This window comes from Anaerovibrio sp. (assembly GCF_051866355.1).
In the GTDB taxonomy this organism is placed as follows: domain Bacteria; phylum Bacillota; class Negativicutes; order Selenomonadales; family Selenomonadaceae; genus Anaerovibrio.
Map to the genome: position 1 here is coordinate 13,505 of NZ_JBJDWZ010000178.1, position 21,077 is coordinate 34,581.

At 53.3% G+C, this 21,077-nt stretch carries 18 protein-coding genes; 4 read left to right on the forward strand and 14 right to left on the reverse strand.

Translation table 11 applies throughout. From position 1 onward, the window contains the following. Positions 1 to 100 precede the first annotated feature (100 nt). Entirely contained in the window at positions 101 to 1,234 is a 1,134-nt protein-coding gene (locus ACI3UA_RS09410; RefSeq protein WP_439724559.1) for a CdaR family transcriptional regulator, read from the reverse strand. Positions 1,235 to 1,437: 203 nt separating this feature from the next. Here ACI3UA_RS09410 and ACI3UA_RS09415 point away from each other — a divergent pair, with 203 nt between their 5' ends. Next, positions 1,438 to 2,280, forward strand: a complete 843-nt coding sequence (locus tag ACI3UA_RS09415; protein ID WP_439724560.1) for a P-loop NTPase — start codon at positions 1,438 to 1,440, stop codon at positions 2,278 to 2,280. A 153-nt stretch (positions 2,281 to 2,433) separates the two neighbouring features. Here the strand turns inward: ACI3UA_RS09415 and ACI3UA_RS09420 are convergent, their stop codons facing one another. The 4 genes from ACI3UA_RS09420 to murA all read right to left on the reverse strand — a co-directional run bounded on the left by ACI3UA_RS09420 (position 2,434) and on the right by murA (position 8,703). Further along, positions 2,434 to 4,119, reverse strand: coding sequence for a methyl-accepting chemotaxis protein (locus tag ACI3UA_RS09420; RefSeq protein WP_439724561.1), 1,686 nt, complete (start codon positions 4,117 to 4,119; stop codon positions 2,434 to 2,436). 246 nt (positions 4,120 to 4,365) lie between these two features. After that, positions 4,366 to 5,736 carry an MFS transporter gene (locus ACI3UA_RS09425; RefSeq protein WP_439724562.1) on the reverse strand — a complete coding sequence of 457 codons (1,371 nt, stop codon included), beginning with the start codon at positions 5,734 to 5,736 and terminating at the stop codon, positions 4,366 to 4,368. A 185-nt stretch (positions 5,737 to 5,921) separates the two neighbouring features. Then, on the reverse strand, positions 5,922 to 7,370 hold the full coding sequence (locus ACI3UA_RS09430; RefSeq protein ID WP_439724563.1) for an ArnT family glycosyltransferase: 1,449 nt from the start codon (positions 7,368 to 7,370) through the stop codon (positions 5,922 to 5,924). A 67-nt stretch (positions 7,371 to 7,437) separates the two neighbouring features. Next, on the reverse strand, positions 7,438 to 8,703 hold the full coding sequence (gene murA / locus ACI3UA_RS09435; RefSeq protein ID WP_439724564.1) for a UDP-N-acetylglucosamine 1-carboxyvinyltransferase: 1,266 nt from the start codon (positions 8,701 to 8,703) through the stop codon (positions 7,438 to 7,440). A 219-nt stretch (positions 8,704 to 8,922) separates the two neighbouring features. On the opposite strand from murA, the gene ACI3UA_RS09440 reads away from it, so the two are divergent. From ACI3UA_RS09440 to ACI3UA_RS09450, 3 genes are all read left to right on the forward strand, one after another. Continuing rightward, positions 8,923 to 9,693 carry a DeoR/GlpR family DNA-binding transcription regulator gene (locus tag ACI3UA_RS09440; RefSeq protein WP_439724565.1) on the forward strand — a complete coding sequence of 257 codons (771 nt, stop codon included), beginning with the start codon at positions 8,923 to 8,925 and terminating at the stop codon, positions 9,691 to 9,693. Continuing rightward, positions 9,690 to 10,595, forward strand: coding sequence for a 1-phosphofructokinase (pfkB, locus tag ACI3UA_RS09445; protein WP_439724566.1), 906 nt, complete (start codon positions 9,690 to 9,692; stop codon positions 10,593 to 10,595). Before ACI3UA_RS09440 ends, pfkB begins: the two co-directional genes overlap by 4 nt. A gap of 194 nt (positions 10,596 to 10,789) precedes the next feature. Then, on the forward strand, positions 10,790 to 12,676 hold the full coding sequence (locus ACI3UA_RS09450) for a PTS fructose transporter subunit IIABC (protein ID WP_439724567.1): 1,887 nt from the start codon (positions 10,790 to 10,792) through the stop codon (positions 12,674 to 12,676). 105 nt (positions 12,677 to 12,781) lie between these two features. Here ACI3UA_RS09450 and ACI3UA_RS09455 read toward each other — a convergent pair whose 3' ends face one another. From ACI3UA_RS09455 to ACI3UA_RS09495, 9 genes are all read right to left on the reverse strand, one after another. Continuing rightward, entirely contained in the window at positions 12,782 to 13,408 is a 627-nt protein-coding gene (locus ACI3UA_RS09455) for a peptidase C39 (protein WP_439724568.1), read from the reverse strand. A gap of 7 nt (positions 13,409 to 13,415) precedes the next feature. Continuing rightward, complete coding sequence (locus ACI3UA_RS09460) at positions 13,416 to 14,546, reverse strand: M20/M25/M40 family metallo-hydrolase (protein WP_439724569.1); 1,131 nt, start codon at positions 14,544 to 14,546, stop codon at positions 13,416 to 13,418. A gap of 138 nt (positions 14,547 to 14,684) precedes the next feature. Further along, positions 14,685 to 15,143 carry a DUF441 domain-containing protein gene (locus tag ACI3UA_RS09465; RefSeq protein ID WP_439724570.1) on the reverse strand — a complete coding sequence of 153 codons (459 nt, stop codon included), beginning with the start codon at positions 15,141 to 15,143 and terminating at the stop codon, positions 14,685 to 14,687. Between the two features lie 196 nt (positions 15,144 to 15,339). Further along, a complete protein-coding gene (locus tag ACI3UA_RS09470; protein ID WP_439724571.1) occupies positions 15,340 to 16,524 on the reverse strand; it encodes an iron-containing alcohol dehydrogenase in 1,185 nt (394 codons plus the stop codon). A gap of 254 nt (positions 16,525 to 16,778) precedes the next feature. Continuing rightward, entirely contained in the window at positions 16,779 to 17,417 is a 639-nt protein-coding gene (gene upp / locus ACI3UA_RS09475; protein WP_439724572.1) for a uracil phosphoribosyltransferase, read from the reverse strand. A gap of 11 nt (positions 17,418 to 17,428) precedes the next feature. Continuing rightward, complete coding sequence (glyA, locus tag ACI3UA_RS09480; RefSeq protein ID WP_439724573.1) at positions 17,429 to 18,676, reverse strand: serine hydroxymethyltransferase; 1,248 nt, start codon at positions 18,674 to 18,676, stop codon at positions 17,429 to 17,431. Positions 18,677 to 18,698: 22 nt separating this feature from the next. Then, complete coding sequence (gene rpiB / locus ACI3UA_RS09485) at positions 18,699 to 19,145, reverse strand: ribose 5-phosphate isomerase B (RefSeq protein ID WP_439724574.1); 447 nt, start codon at positions 19,143 to 19,145, stop codon at positions 18,699 to 18,701. Between the two features lie 267 nt (positions 19,146 to 19,412). Further along, positions 19,413 to 20,249 carry a M48 family metalloprotease gene (locus ACI3UA_RS09490; RefSeq protein ID WP_439724575.1) on the reverse strand — a complete coding sequence of 279 codons (837 nt, stop codon included), beginning with the start codon at positions 20,247 to 20,249 and terminating at the stop codon, positions 19,413 to 19,415. Positions 20,250 to 20,751: 502 nt separating this feature from the next. Further along, a partial coding sequence (locus tag ACI3UA_RS09495) for a hypothetical protein (protein ID WP_439724576.1) occupies positions 20,752 to 21,077 on the reverse strand: 326 nt, incomplete at its 5' end.

The window sequence follows — 21,077 nt, forward strand, 5'->3', positions numbered from 1 at the left end:
GTTTCATCCTGTTTGCTATTATAACATTAAAAAATAGCGACAATATATGTTACACAGAACACAATTATCGCTATTTTTATATTCTTCATGCCGTGATATGCTATTGCAGATTCATTTCCTGATAAAAATAAATTACCAGATAAAACACCGCGCTGGAGCGCAGGGAACGGGGATCATAGCCTGTCCGTGCCGCAATCCTCCTCAGATGCTGCTGCAGGGTATTTTTATGGATAAATAGCGCCTCAGCCGTCCGGATGATGGAACCATCATGCTCAAAAAAGCATTCCAGCGTATTCATCGCCTCTGCCAGCTCCTGCCTGGTATATCCCTTGAAAATTTTCTGCACATACCGCTGCTTGACAAGAAGAGGTATCATATCGGCAAAAATCTCCATATTGATTTCATCATACCCCTTTATGTGGATATTGCCCTTTCTATGGCACGACTGCAGAGCCTTTTTCGCCTGCAGAAAAGCATCGCTGAGATGAATGCTATCCTGCGCCTGCCCATCAATGCCGACGCATATATCCCAGCCCTGCCGCCCGGCAGCCTCCCGCAGCTTTCCGGCCAGCCCATATACACCCTCCCTGTCGCAGATACTGGTCAAAAACACCATCAGCTGGCTCGTAACCGTACAGATACAGCGGCTGTCAGCTTTCTTCACCACGGGCTCCAGCTTCTGCAATATCTCATGGCGGCCGGCCAGCAGCTCATTGTCACGCGAAACAAAATCTGCCACCAGTATACGCCTGGGCATCTGCAGCTCTATCCCCAGATCACGGCCCCGCTCTATCTGCTCCCTGCTGAGAAAGGCCTCGCTGTGGGCCAGCACCTCTGCCAGAAACAGCGACTGCTGATACCGCAGATTGCTCTGCATGCGCGCATATTCCTGCTGATGCACCAGAAGCTCCGTCATCTTGCGGATGATATTTGCCAGAGGGAGAATTTCCTCATATTGGCCTGTAATGCCCAGCACCCCTATAGGCTCCCCCTCAACCTTCAGCACAAAATTTGTTCCCCGCCGCGTTCCGGGAAACTCATCGTCATAGGATATGCGAAGCTCATCCAGCCCCTCCTGTATGATGCGCGCCGCTCCGCCATGATAGGTGTTCACGCGTTCCGGATCCGTACTGGCAATAATCATCCCCTTCCTGTTCATCAGGTTGATTTTTTGCGGCAGCACCTGATTAATTTCCTTGACGATTGCCTTCGCCTGATTTTCCTGCAGTTCCATATCTATCCCCCCGTTCTTCTGTCCATTATACCACACTGCAGCCCCTGTATCCCTGCCATCACCCCCGCAGGAAGGGCCTCCGCCAAAAGTTTCTTTGCGACCATTGTCGAAAACGTGCAAATTTCCTCTGCTCATGTTATAATAGCAGGGAATGAATTATCAATGATAATTATTGTGTAACTAATATTTGGAGGTTTTGAAAAATGAGCGAAGAGTGTACCCATGATTGTTCCAGCTGCGGTCAGGAATGCGGCGACCGCACAGAGCCGCAGAGCTTTCTGGCCCAGGCAAACCCTGAATCGCGTGTCAAAAAGGTAATCGGCGTTGTCAGCGGCAAGGGCGGCGTCGGCAAATCGCTGGTCACTTCCCTGCTGGCCTCGGCCATGCAGAAAAAAGGCTATCAGACTGCCATCCTTGATGCTGATATCACCGGACCGTCCATACCGCGCATGTTCGGCATTTCCTACAAGGTAATCGGCAACGAAAACGGCCTGATTCCTGCCACTGCGGCCAACGGCACCAAGGTTATGTCCGTCAATCTGCTCCTGCCCAATGAAACCGATCCGGTGGTCTGGCGCGGGCCTATTATCGCAGGCACGGTAAAACAGTTCTGGACAGACGTATGCTGGGGCGATATTGATTATATGTTCGTGGATATGCCGCCGGGAACAGGCGATGTTCCCCTGACTGTATTCCAGTCCCTGCCGGTTGACGGCATCGTAGTCGTTACCTCTCCCCAGGAGCTGGTGGGCATGATCGTGGAAAAAGCCGTCAAGATGGCAGATATTACCCATACCCCTGTGCTGGGGCTGGTGGAAAACATGTCCTACTTTGAATGTCCTGACTGCCACGCAAAGCACAGGATTTTCGGCGACAGCCATATTGAGGAGCTGGCCGCCAGACATGGCATCGAAGCCTCCGCCCGGCTGCCGATTAATCCTGCACTGGCCGCGGCCAGCGACAGGGGAGAAATTGCCTCCGCCGATACAGCCGACTGGCTGGATGGCCTCACAGCCTTTATCGAAGCAAAGCACGGCGTAAAATAAAAGCATGCCATAGAACTGCACACTAAAACAGGGTTGCCGGACCAGCAGATTGCCTGCTGGCGGCAGCCCTGTTTTTTTCATGCCATGCCGGATGTGCGCCCCATGTCACTTTATCCGGCGTGAAAAATCCATCCTGAAAAATTTATCCTGATTTTAAATCCTGAACTTCATAACCTCGTCCTGCAGGTTCTGGGCGAGCACTGCCAGCGCCCTGCTGCCCTCTGCCATCTCATGCACCATGGCAGTCTGCTGCTCCGTAGCCGCAGAAACAGACTCGGCCTCGGTCGCGGTATTGCGGCTCAGCTCCTCTACTCTCTGCACACCGCTGACCACTACGCGGCTGCTTTCATCTGCACTGCCGATTCCCCTGCGGGAAGCCTCGATATGCTCATAAAGCTGTTCGATAAGGCCGCTGATATTCTGGAAGGCCTCGCCTGATTTGTGCACCATTACCTTGCCCTGCTCAACCTCGCGCTGACCGGCCTCCATCGCCCTGACTGCACCATCCGTATCAGACTGGATAGTACGTATCAGGTCTGCAATGCTCTGGGCAGCCTCTGCCGATTCTGCCGCCAGCTTGCGCACTTCCTCGGCCACAACTGCAAACCCCTTGCCTGCCTCACCGGCGCGGGCCGCTTCAATGGCCGCATTGAGGGCAAGCAGATTTGTCTGGGCTGTAATGGCCGTAATGGTATCCACAATCTGCCCTATTTCCTTGGAGCGCTCTCCCAGGCCGACTACAACCCGTGAGGACTCCGCCATCTGGCGGCTCATGGATTCCATCTGCACCACTGCCTGATTTACAGCCTGCTGGCCGCTCTCTATGCCGCGCCTGCTGTTTTCCGCGGCTTCCTGCATGCTGCCGGCCTTGTTCAGAAGCTCGTCCATCTGATGCCCCATATCCTCGGCCTTGTCCTTGATATCCCCCAGAACGCTGGTCTGGCCGGATACGTCGCCCGCCATGCTGACGGTATTGCTCGCCACCATGGTGATGCTTTCGGATGTCTGGTCGGCACTCGCAGTCAGCTCCTCGCTGGAAGCCGCTACCTGCTGGGCCGAATTGCTTATGACGGTCAGGAGATTGCGCAGCTTATCCTTCGTCTTGTTCATGGACTGCGCCAGCATGGCAATCTCGTCACTGCCGTCTATCTGCACATCCGGCAGCGTCAAATCTCCTTCCGCCATTACCTGCAGAGTTTTTTCTACTTCTTTCAGCGGCGCTACACCTTTTCTGGCCGCAATGGAAATAAGCACAGCAAAGACAACAACCATCACCAGCACAACGCCTACCATGGTATAAATAAACCTTGTCTGCAGACTGGTCAGCTCCTCAGCCGGCAGGCCCATATACAGCATGCCGATAACTGCGCCGTCTTCCCCCGTGAGTGGCTTGTATACAGCCATATAGTCGCTGTCCCCCACCACGACCATGCCTGTGTACATCTCGCCACGCTGCAATACAGCTTCCTGTACGCTTTTGTCTGCCTCCGTACCCACCATGCGCTTGCCGCTGCCGTCCTTGGCGGTGGTAGCCGCACGGGTACCCATGTCAAAGACAGTTACGGCATTGCCTGTCAGCTGACCGAAATGGTCCACAATCTCATTGTTGCCTGTCAGCTTCATCTCACCCTTGTACAGACCATCGCTCTTTTTGGCCCAGGCTCCCGGATTTACCCTGTTAATGGCATCCTCCATCTGCTTCAGATCCGAATCCGCCTTGGACTGCAGTGCTGTTTCAAAGCCCGTATCTGCAATAAAGTAGCTGATAGCCCCCACTATCACGCATGCTACAATCATACAGGCATTGACAAACACAATCAGCTTTTTCTCTAACCCCATTATATTTTCCTCCTTTTTTGATACCCCTTCCTTCATCCACAAAAAACTCTGCTGCGATAAATAACAAAATGGATTGATTCTCCATATTTGTTGATACTGTCACTATTCTACATACTATGCCAAAATCCTGCCTGAAAACTAAATTTTTTAGAAAAAAATGGCTTTTGCAAAGCAATATTAAAGCTCCGCAAAGGCCATCTCATTACATTATTTAATTATAATAAATCTGATGTTTTGCATGCAGCATCATCCCCTGGCGGCCAGCGCCTCACTGCTTCCGGCCGCCTCATCAGCGATTTCCTCCAGAGATTTCTGACGGCTTTCCACGCCCAGGCACACCACAATCAGGGAAACCGCCAAAAATACACCGGCAAAGAGCATGAAAATGCCGCTGCTGCTCATCTGGCTGCCAATCATCATGCCCACCATGGCCGGGGCAATCATGCTGCCAATCCGGCCAAAGCCTGCCGCCCAGCCGCTGCCCAGAGCGCGGATAGCGGTTGGATACAGCTCCGGCGTGTACGTATAAAGCACGCCCCAGGCGCCCAGGTTGAAGAAGGACATCGCCGCGCCCCATGCCAGAAGCTCGCCCGGTGTAGCCGCATTGCCGAAGAAATAGCTGGCCACGCCGCTTATCAGCAGAAACAGCGACAGGGTATACTTGCGGCCGATTACATCCACCAGCCAGGCCGCACAATAATAGCCAGGCAGCTGTGCCAGTGTCATAATCAGCACGTACTCAAAGGTCTTAACCACCGTAAAGCCCTGCTGGAATACGATGGACGGCAGCCACATAAAGATGCCGTAGTAGCTGAAATTAATGCCGAACCAGGCCAGCCACAGCATCAGGGTACGGCGGGCAAACATGCCTGACCACAGGCTGCTGAACTTCGGCTCCGCCACCGTGGAGGTTCCCTTCTCCACATCGCTGAGCTCCTTGTCAAAGGGTGCGCTTGCCACATGCAGCTTCTTTTCCAGCATCAGCACAATTTCCTGCGCCTCCCCTATGCGTCCCTTTGAAATCAGATAGCGCACGGACTCAGGCATGTGCAGGCGAATCATGAATACATACACGGCAGGCAAGGCGCCGATAAAGAAAGCAATCTGCCAGCCGTACTGCGGAATCAGCAGGTACGCAATGCAGGCCGCCGCCAGCCATCCAAGCCCCCAGAAGCTCTCCAGCAGGACGATAAAGCGTCCTCTCAGCTTTGTGGGCGCATACTCCGTCATCAATGTAGCCGCAACCGGCAGCTCGCCGCCGAGGCCGAAGCCCACCAAAAAACGGAAGATCAGCAGGGATTCATAATTCCACGACAGGGCACAGGCACCGGTGGCCAGGCTGTAAAGAACCACCGTCAGCGAAAATACCAGCTTCCTGCCAATCCTGTCCGCTATGGTGCCGGAAATAACAGCTCCCAGCGCCATGCCGATAAAGCCGACACTGCCAATCCAGCCCATCTGCTCAGGCGCCAGTCCCCAGTCCTTTGCCAGAATCGGCAGGACGAAGGAAATCAGTCCCGTGTCCATAGCATCAAACAGCCAGCCCAGGCCTGTCACGGCCAGCAGCTTATAATGAAAAGAGCCTACCGGCAGCTTCTCAAGTCTTTCTAAAAGCAAAATAATTCCTCCTTCGCTTTTTCACATGACAAGACACCTATAAATACACAGCCACTATTCTGACACAAATACTCAGAAAAATCAAGTCAAAAACAAAAAAATCCCTGAAGCCGGCATGTACGCAAAAAATGCAGGCTGAAAAACTCCAGCCTGCATAAAAACTATATGCATCACAATATGTAAATTTATTCCGCCTCTCTCACGTATACCCTTGCCGCCTTGAATTCACCCAGCAGCTTCCACTCGGCCACGTTAAAGTCCTTCTCAAAGGAATCAAACCGGCGGTTGTTCAAAATCAGGAAAACCCGCTTGTCTGACGGCAGCTCTTCAAAGGAAATAAAAGGCATAACATTCTTGGCATTCCAGCTTTTGCCATCCGGCAGCATGCCCGGAATATCCTTTGCCCTTTCCAGTCGATAGACCATCTTCTGCCCGTAAAAAACAATCGACGTCTTGTAGTCGCCATAGCTGACAACCAGATCATCATCCGTCACAATATCCTTGTACACAGCCGCCACATTTTTGCCGCTGTACCCCTCATCGGAGCAGGCAGGCACCGCCAGGGCAAAGGTCAGTATGCCGTAGACCGCCACCGCACCAATCACCATGCGCTTGACAAAAAGCTCCCTGTTGTAGAGGTAACGGGCTATCAGGATGGCAATCGGCAGCAGCGCCGGCAGGGTATAGGTGGTGTATTTGGTAGCCATGCACTGATAGAAAATATTTACCACCAGCGCCCAGGTCAGGAGAAATGCCGTGGTCATATCAACCACAGGCCTCTGACGCAGCTTAACATACTTCCTGATGACCGCCGGCAAAGTCCAGCTCCAAGGCAGGCAGCCCAGGAAGAAAATCATCAGATAGTACCACCACACATCCCAGCGGGGATGCTCCGACTGAGTGGCCCGCAGGAAATTATGCACGCCCAGAAAATTGTTGATAAAATCCATGCCGTGAATGGTATACATCATGTAATACCAGCTGCCGGCCACCAATGCGTACAGCACCAGTCCGGAAGGCAGGCGGAGATAGAGAAACTCCTTGAAATCACGGCGGATGCACAGAAACACCGTCAGCACAAAGCCCGGCAGCAGCAGGCCGATAGGCCCCTTATCCAGCGTCGCCAGCCCGGCAAACAGATAGCAAAGATAATACAGATTCCTCCTGCCGGTGGAATACCCCAGAAAGAAGAAAACCAGCACCGCATTAAAAAATACGAACAAAGTCAAATCAGTGATAACCGTCTTGGACAGAAGCCAGTATTCAAAGCAGGTGCCGAGAATACCCGCCGCCATCAGCCCCGTTTTCCTGTCATACAGCCTGCGGGCAAAGCCATAGGCCATCCACAAGCCCAGCACGCCGAACACCCCCGGAAAGAAACGGGAGGAAAACTCGCTGACGCCGAACAGCTTGTAGGCGGCAATCAGCTCCCAGTAAAAGAAGGCCGGCTTATCATACCAGTAATTGCCATAAATACGCGGCGACACATAATCACCCGACCTGAGCATTTCCACCGCAGTCAGGGTATAATTGGACTCCACCGGGTCGGTAATCGCAATGGCCCAGTTGCCCAGCATAAACAGGATAAATCCCACAGCACCGATAAGCAGCAGATCTCGTTTCGCAGTTGTCATTTCACAGCTCCCCTCAGCAATATTCCATCATACGCACTACAGGCATCATACGCCCCGGAGGCGCCCGTCATTCATCAGCACGACGTATATCTGCTCCCAGCATTACCAGCTTGGATACAAGGTTATCATAGCCGCGGTCAATGTGGTGAATGTAGCCGATACGGGTTTCACCCTCAGCCACCAGCCCCGCCAGCACCATCGCCGCACCGGCACGCAGATCCGTGGCCTTTACGGCACAGCCATGCAGCCTGTTTACCCCCTCAACCATGGAGGTACGGCCGTCAATGCGGATATTCGCCCCCATCCGCTTCAGCTCATCAACGTGCATAAAGCGGTTCTCGAACACCGTCTCCGTCACGCGTCCCATGCCCTCGGACACCGTCAGCAGTGCCATGAACTGCGCCTGCATATCGGTAGGAAAACCCGGATACGGCAGGGTCTTGATGTCCACAGCCCGCGTGCGCCTGTCGCAGACCACCCGGATGCCGTCAATGTTTTCCTCAATGGTAACACCGGCTTCCTTCAGCTTGGCAATCACAGGCTTCAAATGCTCGCTGATGGCATTTTCAATATACACGTCGCCCTTGGTCATAGCGGCGGCCACCATGTATGTGCCTGCCTCGATACGGTCAGGAATAATGGTATAATTCCTGCCGGTCAGGCTCCTCACGCCCTCAATCTTGATTACATTGGTTCCGGCGCCGCGCACCCTGGCTCCCATGACATTGAGATAATTGGCCAAATCAATAATCTCCGGTTCCTGGGCAGGATTTTCAATAATGGTCGTTCCCTCTGCCATAGATGCCGCCATCATGATATTCTCCGTGGCGCCGACGCTTGGAAAATCCAGATATATTCTTGCGCCCTTTAACCCGTCCGGTGCCGTAGCCTCAATGTAGCCGTGTCCGATATCAATCCTGGCGCCCAATGCCTCAAAGCCCTTGAGATGCAGGTCAATCGGCCTCGTCCCTATGGCACAGCCGCCCGGCAGGGAAATCTTGGCCCGCCCGCAGCGCGCCAGAAGCGGCCCGATAATCAGGAACGAAGCGCGCATCTTGCGCACCAGGTCATACGGAGCCTCACAGCTGGTAATATTTGAGCTGTCAACCAGCAGGGTATTCTTATCCGCATCAAATTCCGCCTTTACACCCAGCTGCTCCAGCACGGCGCTCAGGGTATGCACGTCATCCAGTGCCGGAACCTCCTCCAGCTTGCTCGGCATCTCCTGCCCCAGCAGGGCAGCTGCAATAATCGGCAGTACCGCATTCTTAGCTCCACTGATTTTCACCCTTCCACGCAGGGGCTTGCCACCATTTATAATCAATTTTTCCATTTATGTATATTTTCCTCCCACAAACTGTATGCAGCAGCTTATTTCTATAAAAATCTATCTAAGACATACTTCTAACGAGTAACATACTTCAGTTTATCATTTATAGTCAGCACATGCAAGTAATATTATTTTTGACGTTTATTGCTCATTTCTGAAATATTTTGCTTGATTTTGATTTTAATTGGTGGTATTATATACTCAACAAGAGGAAAGGACTTGATGAAGATGCTGACCGAAGAACGGTATTCCGCTATTCTGCATACCCTGAACGAAAAAAAAGCTGCTACCGTCAGCCAGCTGGCGGCAAAGCTCCAGGTATCCGAATCAACCATACGGCGTGATCTGATTGCCCTGGACAATGCAGGCAAGCTCTGCAAGGTACACGGCGGCGCCACCCTGAACGGCAACCTCTACATTACTCAGGAGGATGATGTGCCTACCAAGCAGGATCAGCATAACAGCGAAAAGGACCTGATTGCCAGCCATGCCGCCAGCCTGATTGAACCGGGAGATTTCATATTCATTGATGCGGGAACCACCACCTTCAAGCTGATTGACTACCTGCCACAGCAGGCCGCGGCCAATGTCACCTTTGTCACCAACGGCATCCAGCACGCAGCGAAGCTGGCAGCCATGGGGCTGAAGGTGTACCTCCCCGGCGGCAGGCTGAAGCCTGTCACCCAGGCACTGGTGGGAACGGAAGCCATCCGCAGCCTGTCCTGCTACAACTTTACCAAGGGCTTCTTCGGTGCCAACGGCATCAGCAGTACAGCGGGTTTTTCCACGCCGGATTTCAGCGAGAGCAATGTGAAGTCCGAGGCTATGCGCCGCTGCCGGAGCTGCTTTGTACTGGCAGACAGCTCAAAGTTCAAGCGCATTTTCCCCATCACCTTTGCCCAGCTTCCAGATGCAGCCATCATCACCGACGTGCTGCCTGACAGCAAGTACAAACAGCTTACAACTATTATTGAGGTAGGAGAAGAAAAATGATTTACACAGTTACCTTTAATCCGGCCCTTGATTATATCGTCCGCCTGGACAGCTTTACCGCCGGTGAAATCAACCGCGTAAAATACGAGCAGGTATTGGGCGGCGGCAAGGGCATCAACGTGTCCATCGTTTTGCAGAATCTCGGCCACGAAAGCACCGCACTGGGCTTTCTGGCAGGATTTACCGGCAGGGAAATCGTCCGCCAGCTGAAAGAATTCGGCTGCAGGAGCGATTTTGTGGAGCTGCCGGAGGGATTTTCCCGCATCAACGTAAAGGTCAAGGCCGAAACCGAAACCGAAATCAACGGCCAGGGGCCGAATATCACCCCGGAAGCACAGGCGGCGCTGTTTGACAAGCTGGACAAGCTGCAGGCAGGCGACACGCTGGTGCTGGCCGGCAGTATTCCAAACACCCTGCCGGATGATATCTATCAGCGGATTATGGGCAGGCTGGAAGGCCGTGGCATCAACATCGTGGTGGATGCCACCAAACAGCTTCTCATGAAGGTGCTGCCATACAAGCCGTTCCTCATCAAGCCAAACAATCATGAGCTGGGTGAGATGTTCGGCGTAATCTTAAAGACAAAAGAGGAAATCATCGAGCATGCCAAAAAACTGCAGGAAATGGGTGCCCGCAACGTGCTGATTTCCATGGCCGGTGACGGTGCCATGCTCCTGACGGAGGACGGCACTGTATACCAGAGCCCTGCACCAAAGGGAACCCTGGTCAACTCCGTAGGAGCGGGGGATTCCATGGTAGCCGGCTTTATCTGCGGCTACAAGGAAACCGGTTCTCTGGAGGAAGCGTTCTACATGGGCGTTGCCACCGGCTCCGCCTCCGCATTTTCCGAAAACCTTGCCACCAGGGCAGAAGCAGATGCACTGCTGGCAACTATCCGCTAGCGGCCCGGCGGCAGAAGCAGAAGACCGCCACCATAAAAAAGTGGCTTTCAAGTCACTAAAAGGCCACTCACCATTAAACAGTATGAAAGGCGTCAGGGTGTAAGCAGCCCGGCGCCTTCCAAAAAAATCCGCCAGGGGTAGCGGATTTTATACATGTCATTATTTTATTTAAAAAGCAGAAGGGACGAATTACTATGAAAATCAGGGATTTATTAAGTACGGAAAGCATTCAGCTGAATGCGGCTCCAGCCTCAAAATCCGATGCCATCAACGCACTGGTGGATTTGATGGACGCTGCCGGCAGATTGTCCGACAAAAAGCAATATCTGGCCGACGTGCTGAAAAGGGAAGCCTCCGGCACCACCGGACTGGGTGACGGCATTGCCACTCCTCACGCCAAGAGCAAGGGCGTAAGAAAAGCAGGCCTTGCAGCCATTACCGTACCGCAGGGCGTTGATTTTGAGGCTATGGACGGCCTGCCATCACGCCTGTTCTTCCTGATTGCGGCACCGGCAGATTCCAACGATACCCATCTGGAGCTTTTGAGCAAGCTGGCCACCATGCTGATGGATCCTGACTTTGTAAACGCCCTGGTAGCTGCCACCTCCGTGGAGGAATTCCTCAGCCTGATTGACGCCAAGGAAGCCAATTCCTTCAACGCCCGCAAATACCGCGCGGCCGCTGCGGATGCTTCCCGCAAGATTCTAGCTGTAACGGCCTGCCCTACCGGTATCGCCCATACCTTCATGGCCGCTGAATCACTGGAACAGCATGCCCAAAAGCGCGGCATCTGGATAAAGGTTGAAACCAACGGCTCCGGCGGTGCCAAAAACGTTCTCACCCGTCAGGAAATTGCCGAGGCGGAGTGCATTATCATTGCCGCCGACAAGAATGTTGAAATGGCCCGCTTCGATGGCAAGCCTGTCCTCAAGACAAAGGTGGCCAACGGCATCAACAAGGCAGACGAGCTTCTGGACAAGGCCCTCTCCGGCCAGGTTCCTGTTTACCGCCATGCCGGCGGCAGTTCCGCTGTTTCTGCTGATGACGGCGACAACGAAAGCATCGGCCGCCAGATTTACAAGCACCTGATGAACGGTGTTTCCCACATGCTGCCATTCGTTATCGGCGGCGGTATCCTTATTGCCCTGGCCTTCCTCTTTGATACCTTTGACCCGGCCAATCCGGGAGGCTTCGGCTCCAACACGCCTCTGGCAAAATTCTTCATGGGCGTAGGCGGCGCATCCTTTGGCTTTATGCTGCCGGTACTGGCCGGTTTCATCGCCATGAGTATAGCTGACCGTCCCGGCCTGGCTGTAGGCTTTGTCGGCGGCGCTATGGCTGCCTCCGGCGGCTCCGGCTTCCTGGGCGCCCTTTTGGCAGGCTTTGCCGGCGGCTATATCGTTGTCGGCCTGCGCAAGGTATTCTCCTGCCTGCCTGAGTCCCTTGAGGGCATCAAGCCGGTTCTCCTCTATCCTGTACTGGGCATCTTCATCATGGGCCTTCTGATGCAGTTTGTCATCACCCCACCAGTTGCCGGTATCAATGAATGGATGATGGATACCCTGAAGAACATGGACACCAGCTCCCGCATTATGGTTGGCCTGATTATGGGCGGCATGATGGCTGTTGACATGGGCGGCCCTGTGAACAAGGCTGCTTATGTAACCGGCACCGGCCTTCTGGCCGGCGGCGAGTACGGCGTAATGGCTGCTGTTATGGCCGGTGGCATGGTTCCGCCAATCGCTATCGCCCTCTGCACTACTTTCTTCGGCAACCGCTTCTCCGAAAATGAGAGAAAGTCCGGCATTACCAACTTTGTCATGGGCCTTTCCTTCATTACCGAGGGTGCAATTCCATTTGCGGCCGCTGACCCGCTCCGCGTCATTCCATCCCTGGTTGTAGGCTCGGCAGCTGCCGGTGCCCTGTCCATGGCTTTTGACTGCACTCTGCGCGCCCCGCATGGCGGTATCTTCGTAGTGCCGACCATCGGCAACCCGCTGATGTATCTGGCCGCAATTGCCATCGGCGCTGTTATCAGCTGCCTGATTATGAGCGTTCTGAAAAAGCCGATTAAGGACTAAAAACAGACAAGCCCTCCCATAATATATCCCATATTATTTTCCATATTAACGGCAAAACCCCTGAGATTTTTCTCAGGGGTTTTGTTCTGCCGGAAAACGCATCGGCTAAATAAAATATTCAATGGTCTTTTCTGCCGTCAGCAGAGTGTTATTATTGCCCAAAAGCACGGCTTCCCGTTCCTCCACAGGGCCAAAGGCGTACAGCGTCAAGTCCGTGGTATTGAACATGGATACAGGCACGATGCGGTTGTACTCACATGGATGGTCCAGCACCACCTGAACCTCCGGATAGCCCTCATAGGGAACGGCGCGAAAATACGGGTCAAACATGTACACCATGCCGTCCTTCATACCATTGAGCATCACATAATGCCACTCATCCAGCCACAGCCGCACCACGGCGGCGCCGCCCCGCGTCAGAATGTCATCCAGCCTGCCATCTGCCCCCAGATAGACCTGATGCTCCGAGATATAGCTGCTGACAACAGGCAGCTGCCCCACCCGGCTGAACTGCTTCAGCCAGTTGCTGAGGAACATCATTGCCATGTGAGAGGTGCCGCTTTTGCCGGGCGCCCCCTCCATATTGTAGCAGTCGAGGCAGTACAGCATCACATTGCGGATAATCTCCGGAGGGATTTCCTCACGCTGGAACAGGTAGCTGATGGCATCCAGCATCGCCGTCGGGCCGCAGTCATATTCTGTTAATTGATAATGCAAGGGATTTTTTGCCATATCTATCCTACACCTCCGACAAAATCAGGCCTGCCACCAGACGGCTGCCCTGCCATAAGTCTTCAATAGTGGTATATTCCTCCGTAGTGTGCATCTTGTACATGCCGTTGGAAAGCACAATGCCCTGAATTCCCTGCCGGGACAGCGGATTCTGGTCACTGCCGCCAAAGGTTTCCGTCAAATCCCCTGCCAGCCCCAGCTCCCGGCAGGACTGCTGAAACCTCGTTACAACATCTGCTTCTGCCGGCGTCGCGTAGCTGTGAATATGCACCTTATAAGTAAAATCCGCCCCGGCGCCTGCGGCTTCGGCAGTTTCTGTTGCCAGCCTTTCAATATCCGCCACTATTTCCATGACCCTTTCGTGATTATAGCCCCGTACCTCTCCCCGGATGGTACAAAGCTCCGGCACGATATTTATCATCCGGCCGCCCTCTATCGTGCCGATGTTGCAGGTGGTTTCCGCATCAAGATGCCCCTGGGGGATTTTGCCCAGCAGTTTTGCCATGATGGCAATAGCATTGATGCCCTTTTCCGGCTCCATGCCGGCATGGGCGGCCCTGCCCCGGACGGATGCCTGAAAGGAAACCAGCGTAGGGGCTTTCAGGGCGGCACTGCCAATCGTGCCCGTCAGGTCCAGCACATAGGATTCACGGGATTTGACCTGGGAAAAATCAAACCTGTCCAATCCCTCGCAATAGGTTTCCTCCGCCACGGAAAAGAGAATTTCCACGGGGCGATGGGGCCTGCCGCTATCCTGTGCCAGGCGTATGCCCTGCAAAATCTCCACCAGCCCTGCCACGCAGTCCGCGCCCAGCACAGCATCACCGGCAGAGCGGATGGTGCCATCCGGCTCCGTCACGGCCTGCTTGCCCTTTGACGGCTCCACTGTGTCCATATGCGCAGACAGCAGGATAGGCGGCCTTGCCAGCTCCCCCGGCAGATAGCCGTAGAGATTCCCGGCCTCATCCCGCCGCACCTCCATGCCCAGCCCTGCCAGCTTTTTCTGCAAGCTTGTCCCTATTGCCTGCTCTCCCCAGCTGGGAGCATCTATCCCAATAAGCTCCAAAAATTCATCCCTTAACTGCACCTTCGCCTGTTCCTCAAGGCCTTTCAGCCCTGCCAGAAATGCTTCTGCCATAACTCCCACTCCCTTAGACCGCATTTATACACAAAAGTATACTTTGTTAATTCTTACTAACGGAGTATATTATAGCATGTTTTTATCTCATAGTAAATATATATGACTTATATTTATTCTTTCACAGCAAATAATCTGTCAGCTCATCAGCTTGTCCCACAAACTCATAATCACATATACCACGCCTGCGGCAATCAGCGGCCCCACAGGAACCCCGCGGAAGAAAAATACACCTATCATCGTGCCGATAATCAGGGCCGTTGCTATCTCCGGGGATGATTTCATATAATCAACCCCCAGATACCCGGAAACCGCTACCAGAATGCCCACAAATATGGAAACGACGCCCGCCGGACTGCGGAAGCAGTGCACAATATTTTCCCAGGTAATCTTGCCGGTGGCAATCGGCACCAGAATAGCCGTCGTCAAAAGTATAATCCCCCAGCTGATGCCCTTTGCCCCTATCACCTCCAAAAGCTGATGCAGACCCAGTATTTTCATCACCAGCACAGCCGCCACCGCGTAAGCCACGGACATATTGTGGCCTATCAGGCTGATTGCCAGCAGTGCCAGCATAATCACATATTCCTGCCCCATCGACAACACCTCACTAAAACTCTCTTATTCACAAAATATCTCAAATAACAATTATAACAAAAAAACGTAAATGCAACGCAAAAATTTACGTTGCATTTACGAATCATACATATATTGCTGCTGCCGCTTCAACTGCCAACGGCCCCCTCACGGCCAAAGCCGTCAGAACCCGTCAACAGCACTGTCCGGCAAAGGCTCAATGGTTGGCGGCCTTGTAGATAGCCAGGCAGTTCTCCCTGTCCAGCGGACGGAAGTTGGCAACCTTGTTCTTGCCGCCGCCAGTACACATGTCAGCCAGATATTCCAGCACGGCTTCCTCCTGCACGCCGATTTCGGACTCGGAGAAGCAGGTAGGCAGGCCCAGGTCATTCCTGAAGAACTCCTCCATCATGCGGATACCGGCGCGGGCACGTTCCTCCACAGTGCCGGAATTCACGCCGCATACCCTTTCTGCGAACTGGGCAAAACGCTCCGGCTTGTCCATGTAGACATGCTTCGCCCAGGCAGGCCACATGATAGTCAGGGAAGCGCCGTGGGTGATGTTGAACTTGCCACCCAGCTCATGCCCCAGCTTGTGCGCCGCAAAATCCATCACGCGCCCCAGCCCGGTAAAGCCGGTATGGGAAACACTGCCGCACCACATCAGCTCGCTCATGGCCTCATAGTCCTTGCGGTTTGCCAAGGCCTTTTTGCCGAACTTCATCACGTTCTTGATAAGCTCTTCTGCCACCCGGTCAGTAAAATTGTTGCCTTCGGTATGCGTCATATAACGCTCAAGAGTGTGCATAATAATATCAGCAGTGCCGCAGGCAATCTGATACGGCGGCAGGGTATAGGTCAGCTCAGGATTCATAATAGCAAAGCGCGGGCGGTTCAAATCCGTGTTGGTGCCGCACTTCTTGCCGATTTCGTCATTGGTCAGCACAGCAGAATTGCTGGTTTCACTGCCTGCCGCAGAAATGGTCAGCACCACGCCTACAGGGGTAGTCCTGGTAATCGGACGCTTGCCGCTCCAATACTCCCAGATATCCACCTCCGGATCGGCGATGCCGTGAGCGATGGCCTTGGACGTATCAATTACACTGCCGCCGCCAACTGCCAGAATGAAATCAGCCTTGAACTCCAAAGCCTGCCTGATGCCCTTTCTTGCCAGGGACATCAGGGGATTCGGCTGCACGCCGCCGATGGAATCATACGGAATACCGGCTTCCTCCAGCTGATTCTGCAGGCGCGCCAGAAGGCCGCTCTTCACTACACTGCCACCGCCATATACCATAAACACACGGCTGCCGCCATGCTTCTTAATCTTTTCTGCCGTCTTTTCCTCGGCCCCCTTGCCGAAGATGATTTCTGTCGGACTATAATACTCAAAGCTCTGCATAAATTTACCCCTCCTGTAAACCGCTCAAAAACGCAACTAGAAAGCATTGCTCTTTATTCTTATGTCCTATTCTAGCACAAATCAGGACAATTGAATAGTTATTTTATATTGTTACACAAATTATCATAAAAATAAGGCAGAGAAAAACCGGAAAACTGCAAAATACACAATTTCCGAGTTTTTCCCTGCCTGAAATTCAAACAGATTTATCTATACAATATGCGGAATTTGTCCAATAAACAAGGCGCAGGTACTTAGATGGTGCCAAAGATACGGTCCCCGGCATCACCCAGACCAGGCACGATGTAGCCATGCTCATTCAGATGGTCATCCACGGAAGCCACATAAACCGGCACATCAGGATGATCCTCATTGATGACCTTCACACCTTCCGGAGCTGCTACCAGACACATGAGAATGAGGTCCTTTGCCCCCTTCTCCTTCAGCATGGTAATAGCCGCCGAAGCAGAGCCGCCCGTTGCCAGCATCGGATCCACCACCAGCATGGTGCGCTCCGCAATATCGCTAGGCATCTTGCAGTAATACTCCACCGGCTTCAGGGTTTCAGGGTCGCGGTACAGGCCGATATGTCCCACCTTGGCCGTAGGAATCATGTTTACCACGCCGCTCTGCAGTCCCAGTCCGGCACGCAGGATAGGCACCACGCACACCTTTCTGGCGGCGGCCAGCTGCTTGCCTATGCACTTGCCCATCGGGGTTTCGATGTCAACATCCTTCAGCGGAAAATCACGGGTAATCTCATAGGTCATCAGCATGCTGATTTCCTCCAGCAGCTGACGAAAATCCTTGGTGCCGGTTTCCTTCATGCGCATGATGGTCAGCTTGTGCTGAATCAGCGGATGGTCAATTATAGTTACCTTCAAATCTGCCATTTTCTTTCTCCTTATTCATACAGAGGATACTTGGCACAGAGAGCCGCTACGCGCTGACGTGCCTGCTCACGGGCAGCCTCATCCTCCGGATTGTCCAGTACCAGGGCAATGATATTGGCCACCTCTACCATGTCCTCCTCCTTGAAGCCGCGGGTAGTCAGGGCAGGGGAGCCGAGACGGATGCCGCTGGTTACAAACGGGCTGAGCTTCTCAAACGGAATGGTATTCTTGTTGGCGGTAATGCCCACCTCATCCAGAAGATTCTGCGCCACCTTGCCGGTGATGTTCTTGCTGGTCAGGTCAACCAGCATCAGGTGATTATCGGTGCCACCGGAAACGATGCGGAAGCCGTCTGCCGCAAGAGTATCAGCAAGAGCCTTGGCGTTCTTGATAATCTGCGCCGCATACTCCTTGAACTCAGGTGACAGGGCCTCCTTCAAGGCCACGGCCTTGCCTGCAATAACGTGCATGAGCGGGCCGCCCTGGATACCAGGGAAAATCGCCTTGTTGAACTGCTGGCCAAACTCAGCATCCTTGCAGAGAATCAGGCCGCCGCGAGGGCCGCGGAGGGTCTTGTGGGTAGTGGTGGTTACCACGTCTGCATAAGGCACAGGGTTCGGATGATAGCCTGCCGCTACCAGACCGGCAATATGCGCCATATCTACCATGAGATAAGCACCTACGGAGTGGGCGATTTCTGCCATGCGAGGGAAGTCAATAGTACGGGCATAAGCGGAAGCACCGGCCACGATCAGCTTCGGCTTGCACTCCTCCGCAATCTTCTGTACCTCGTCATAATCCAGAGCCTCGGTTTCAGCACTTACGCCATAAGGCACAATGTTGAAATACTTGCCGGACATATTGACAGGAGAACCATGGGTAAGATGGCCGCCGTCCGTCAGATTCATGCCCATTACGGTATCGCCAGGGGTCAGCAGGGCAAAGAAAACTGCCATGTTGGCCTGAGCGCCGGAATGAGGCTGCACATTGGCATACCCGGCACCGAACAGCTCCTTGGCACGGTCAATAGCCAGCTGCTCAACCACATCCACATGCTCACAGCCGCCGTAATAACGCTTGCCAGGATAGCCCTCTGCATACTTGTTGGTCAGTACGCTGCCCTGGGCAGTCATCACTGCAGTGCTGACAATGTTCTCGGAAGCAATCAGCTCCAGCTTGTTGCGCTGGCGGTTCAGCTCCGCATCAATTGCTGCTGCCACTTCAGGATCTACGGTTTTCAAATCATTCATCAAAGCCATCTAATAAATCCTCCTAAAATTATTACTTATTCTCCAAAGCCATCATCTTGTCAATGCGGCGCTGGTGACGTTCCTCATGGGAAAAATCGGTAGTTACCCAGACGCGGACAATCTCACCGGCAGGCCCGAAGCCGATTACCCTGCCGCCCATTGCCAGCACGTTGGCATCATTGTGCTCACGGGACATGCGGGCGGAGAACACATCATGGCAGAGCGCCGCCCTGATGCCCCTGACCTTGTTGGCGGCAATAGAAATGCCCAGCCCCGTGCCGCAGAGCACAATGCCCCTGTCAGCCTCGCCGCCAGTTATCTTGCCGCAAACCTTCTCGGCAATATCAGGATAATCCACGGAATTGCCGTCAAAGGTGCCCACATCCTCCACCTGAATATCCTCAAACTCAGCCAGAACCTTCTTTACGGCGTCCTTCAGCTCTACCGCGCCGTGGTCACAGCCAATCACTAATTTCACTACAGTATCCCCTTTCCCGGCCTGCCAGCCAGCAACAGGCAAAACCGCAGGCCAAATCCATAAAACAAGCAAACATGCACGGATAAATATCCGCACACAAACAGCCAAAACACAATTGTGCTTTCAATAAATGCTATACCATTTTACCATAGAAAATGAAAGCGTGCAGAAATATTTTTTCAGCCTGTCCAGTCTGCGACGTTCCCTGCCCTGAATTATTTTTGCCAGTACAAATAAAATCTTCCTGATTTGCTAATCAATAGCCGGTCATTCATTATTGACAGCCATATTCCGCCCTGCTGCGGCGTATATTCTGCTCCGTTCCTTGTAAGTCAGGTGGTTGCTGGCATTCGGCACCGGGCCATACAGCTCCTCCAGCCACGGCCAGAGGTTGACCGCCGCGTATATATCAAAGCCACTGCGGACAATCAGCTGTGCCGCCCACTCATCCGCTTCCCGTTCCTCACGCTTCACTACATTAGAGAGCTGTATTGCTTCCCAGAAGGCCTCTACGGACCTTCTAACCGTTGCCGGATTTTCAGCTCCCGCACCTTCTGCCAACTGCTCCGCCGCCAGCTCCTTTGCCGAGCGGCGCAGATAGCGGCAGGACAGCGGTGAACGCTTCATGGCCGCCACAGGATGCCCCAGCACCTGATGCCCAAGCTCGTGCGCCAGAATAACCGCCAGCTCATCATCAGACAAGATATCCAGCACACCACGATTTACCACGAAAATACCGCCCGGCAGGGCATAGGCATTGAACTTCTCATTTGGCGTCACCAGCACCAGCGCATCATTTTCCATCTGCCAGCCCTCTGCCTTCGCCGAATCGCCATTCATGCTGACTGCCGCCTTTATCAGCTTATCCAGCACGCGCCGCGCCCTTTCTTCCTCCTCCGGCAATGCTTCCCCGGCTTTCAGCTTCCCATGCAGAAAGGAATACATATAATGCCGCCCGGCAGCTTCCTCCGTAAAATATCTGACAGCCGCATCTTCCCTTTCCCCTGCCTGGCAATATGCCAGCGGCAGGAAAAGCATGCAGAGCATACAAAGCACAAGCCCTGCCAGCACCCTGTTCAGCAATCTCACAGCCTTCATGCCCATCACCTCAAAATCCCCTTGCAAAAATAAAATGCTCGCTTTATAATAAATATAGAAAGAGTGCTACCAGTAGACGGTTAGCCCCCGATGTTAGTCAAAATAACCACTCGTTTGGCGTCCGGCGGTTATTTCTGCTTTTCGTTGATGTCCTTGCCCATCATATAGCCAAGGCATATCGCAGTCAGCAACATGCTGATTACGCTTATGAATAGCTCAACAGACATAACATCACGTCCCTCCTTTGCTGGATTCCCCATACGAGGTTTCTATGTCATCGGAGGGTCACAGTCCCTCCGTTATCGTGTTCAGGAGGGCTAACCGCCTACCGTTATGGTAGCACCATCTTTATTATAGCAAATACGTTTGTGTCCTGCAATGTGAGATTGCAGGATTTTTTATTTGATGCCCCACTATTGCGTTAATGCAAAAAGCCCCTGCTTCCACAGCGTGGAGACAGAAGCCTTTTGCTAAAAATATTTTACCTTTAGAGTTGGGACATTACTTATCAGAAGTAGAAGTTTACCTTGCCTGCGGCAGTCCAGCCCTTGTAATCCATGAAGGTTTTCTCCATGGAAAGGTCGAGGACAGCGTTCTTCGCCATGCTTGCGCGGTAACCCAGGCTCAGATACAGTACATTGGCATTGTAATCATTGGTAGGCATAGCCACGCCGTTGATGTAGGCATTGTAACTGCCGGACAGGCCGCGGCTATAGGCAACGCCGCCGTACAGACCGCTGGCATCAATCAGGTTCAGGCCCAGCTTGGCAGTCCAGTTATTGCTGTCATCGCTCTTGATGTAGTTCGGGCCTGCATAGTAGCTGTCTACGCTGA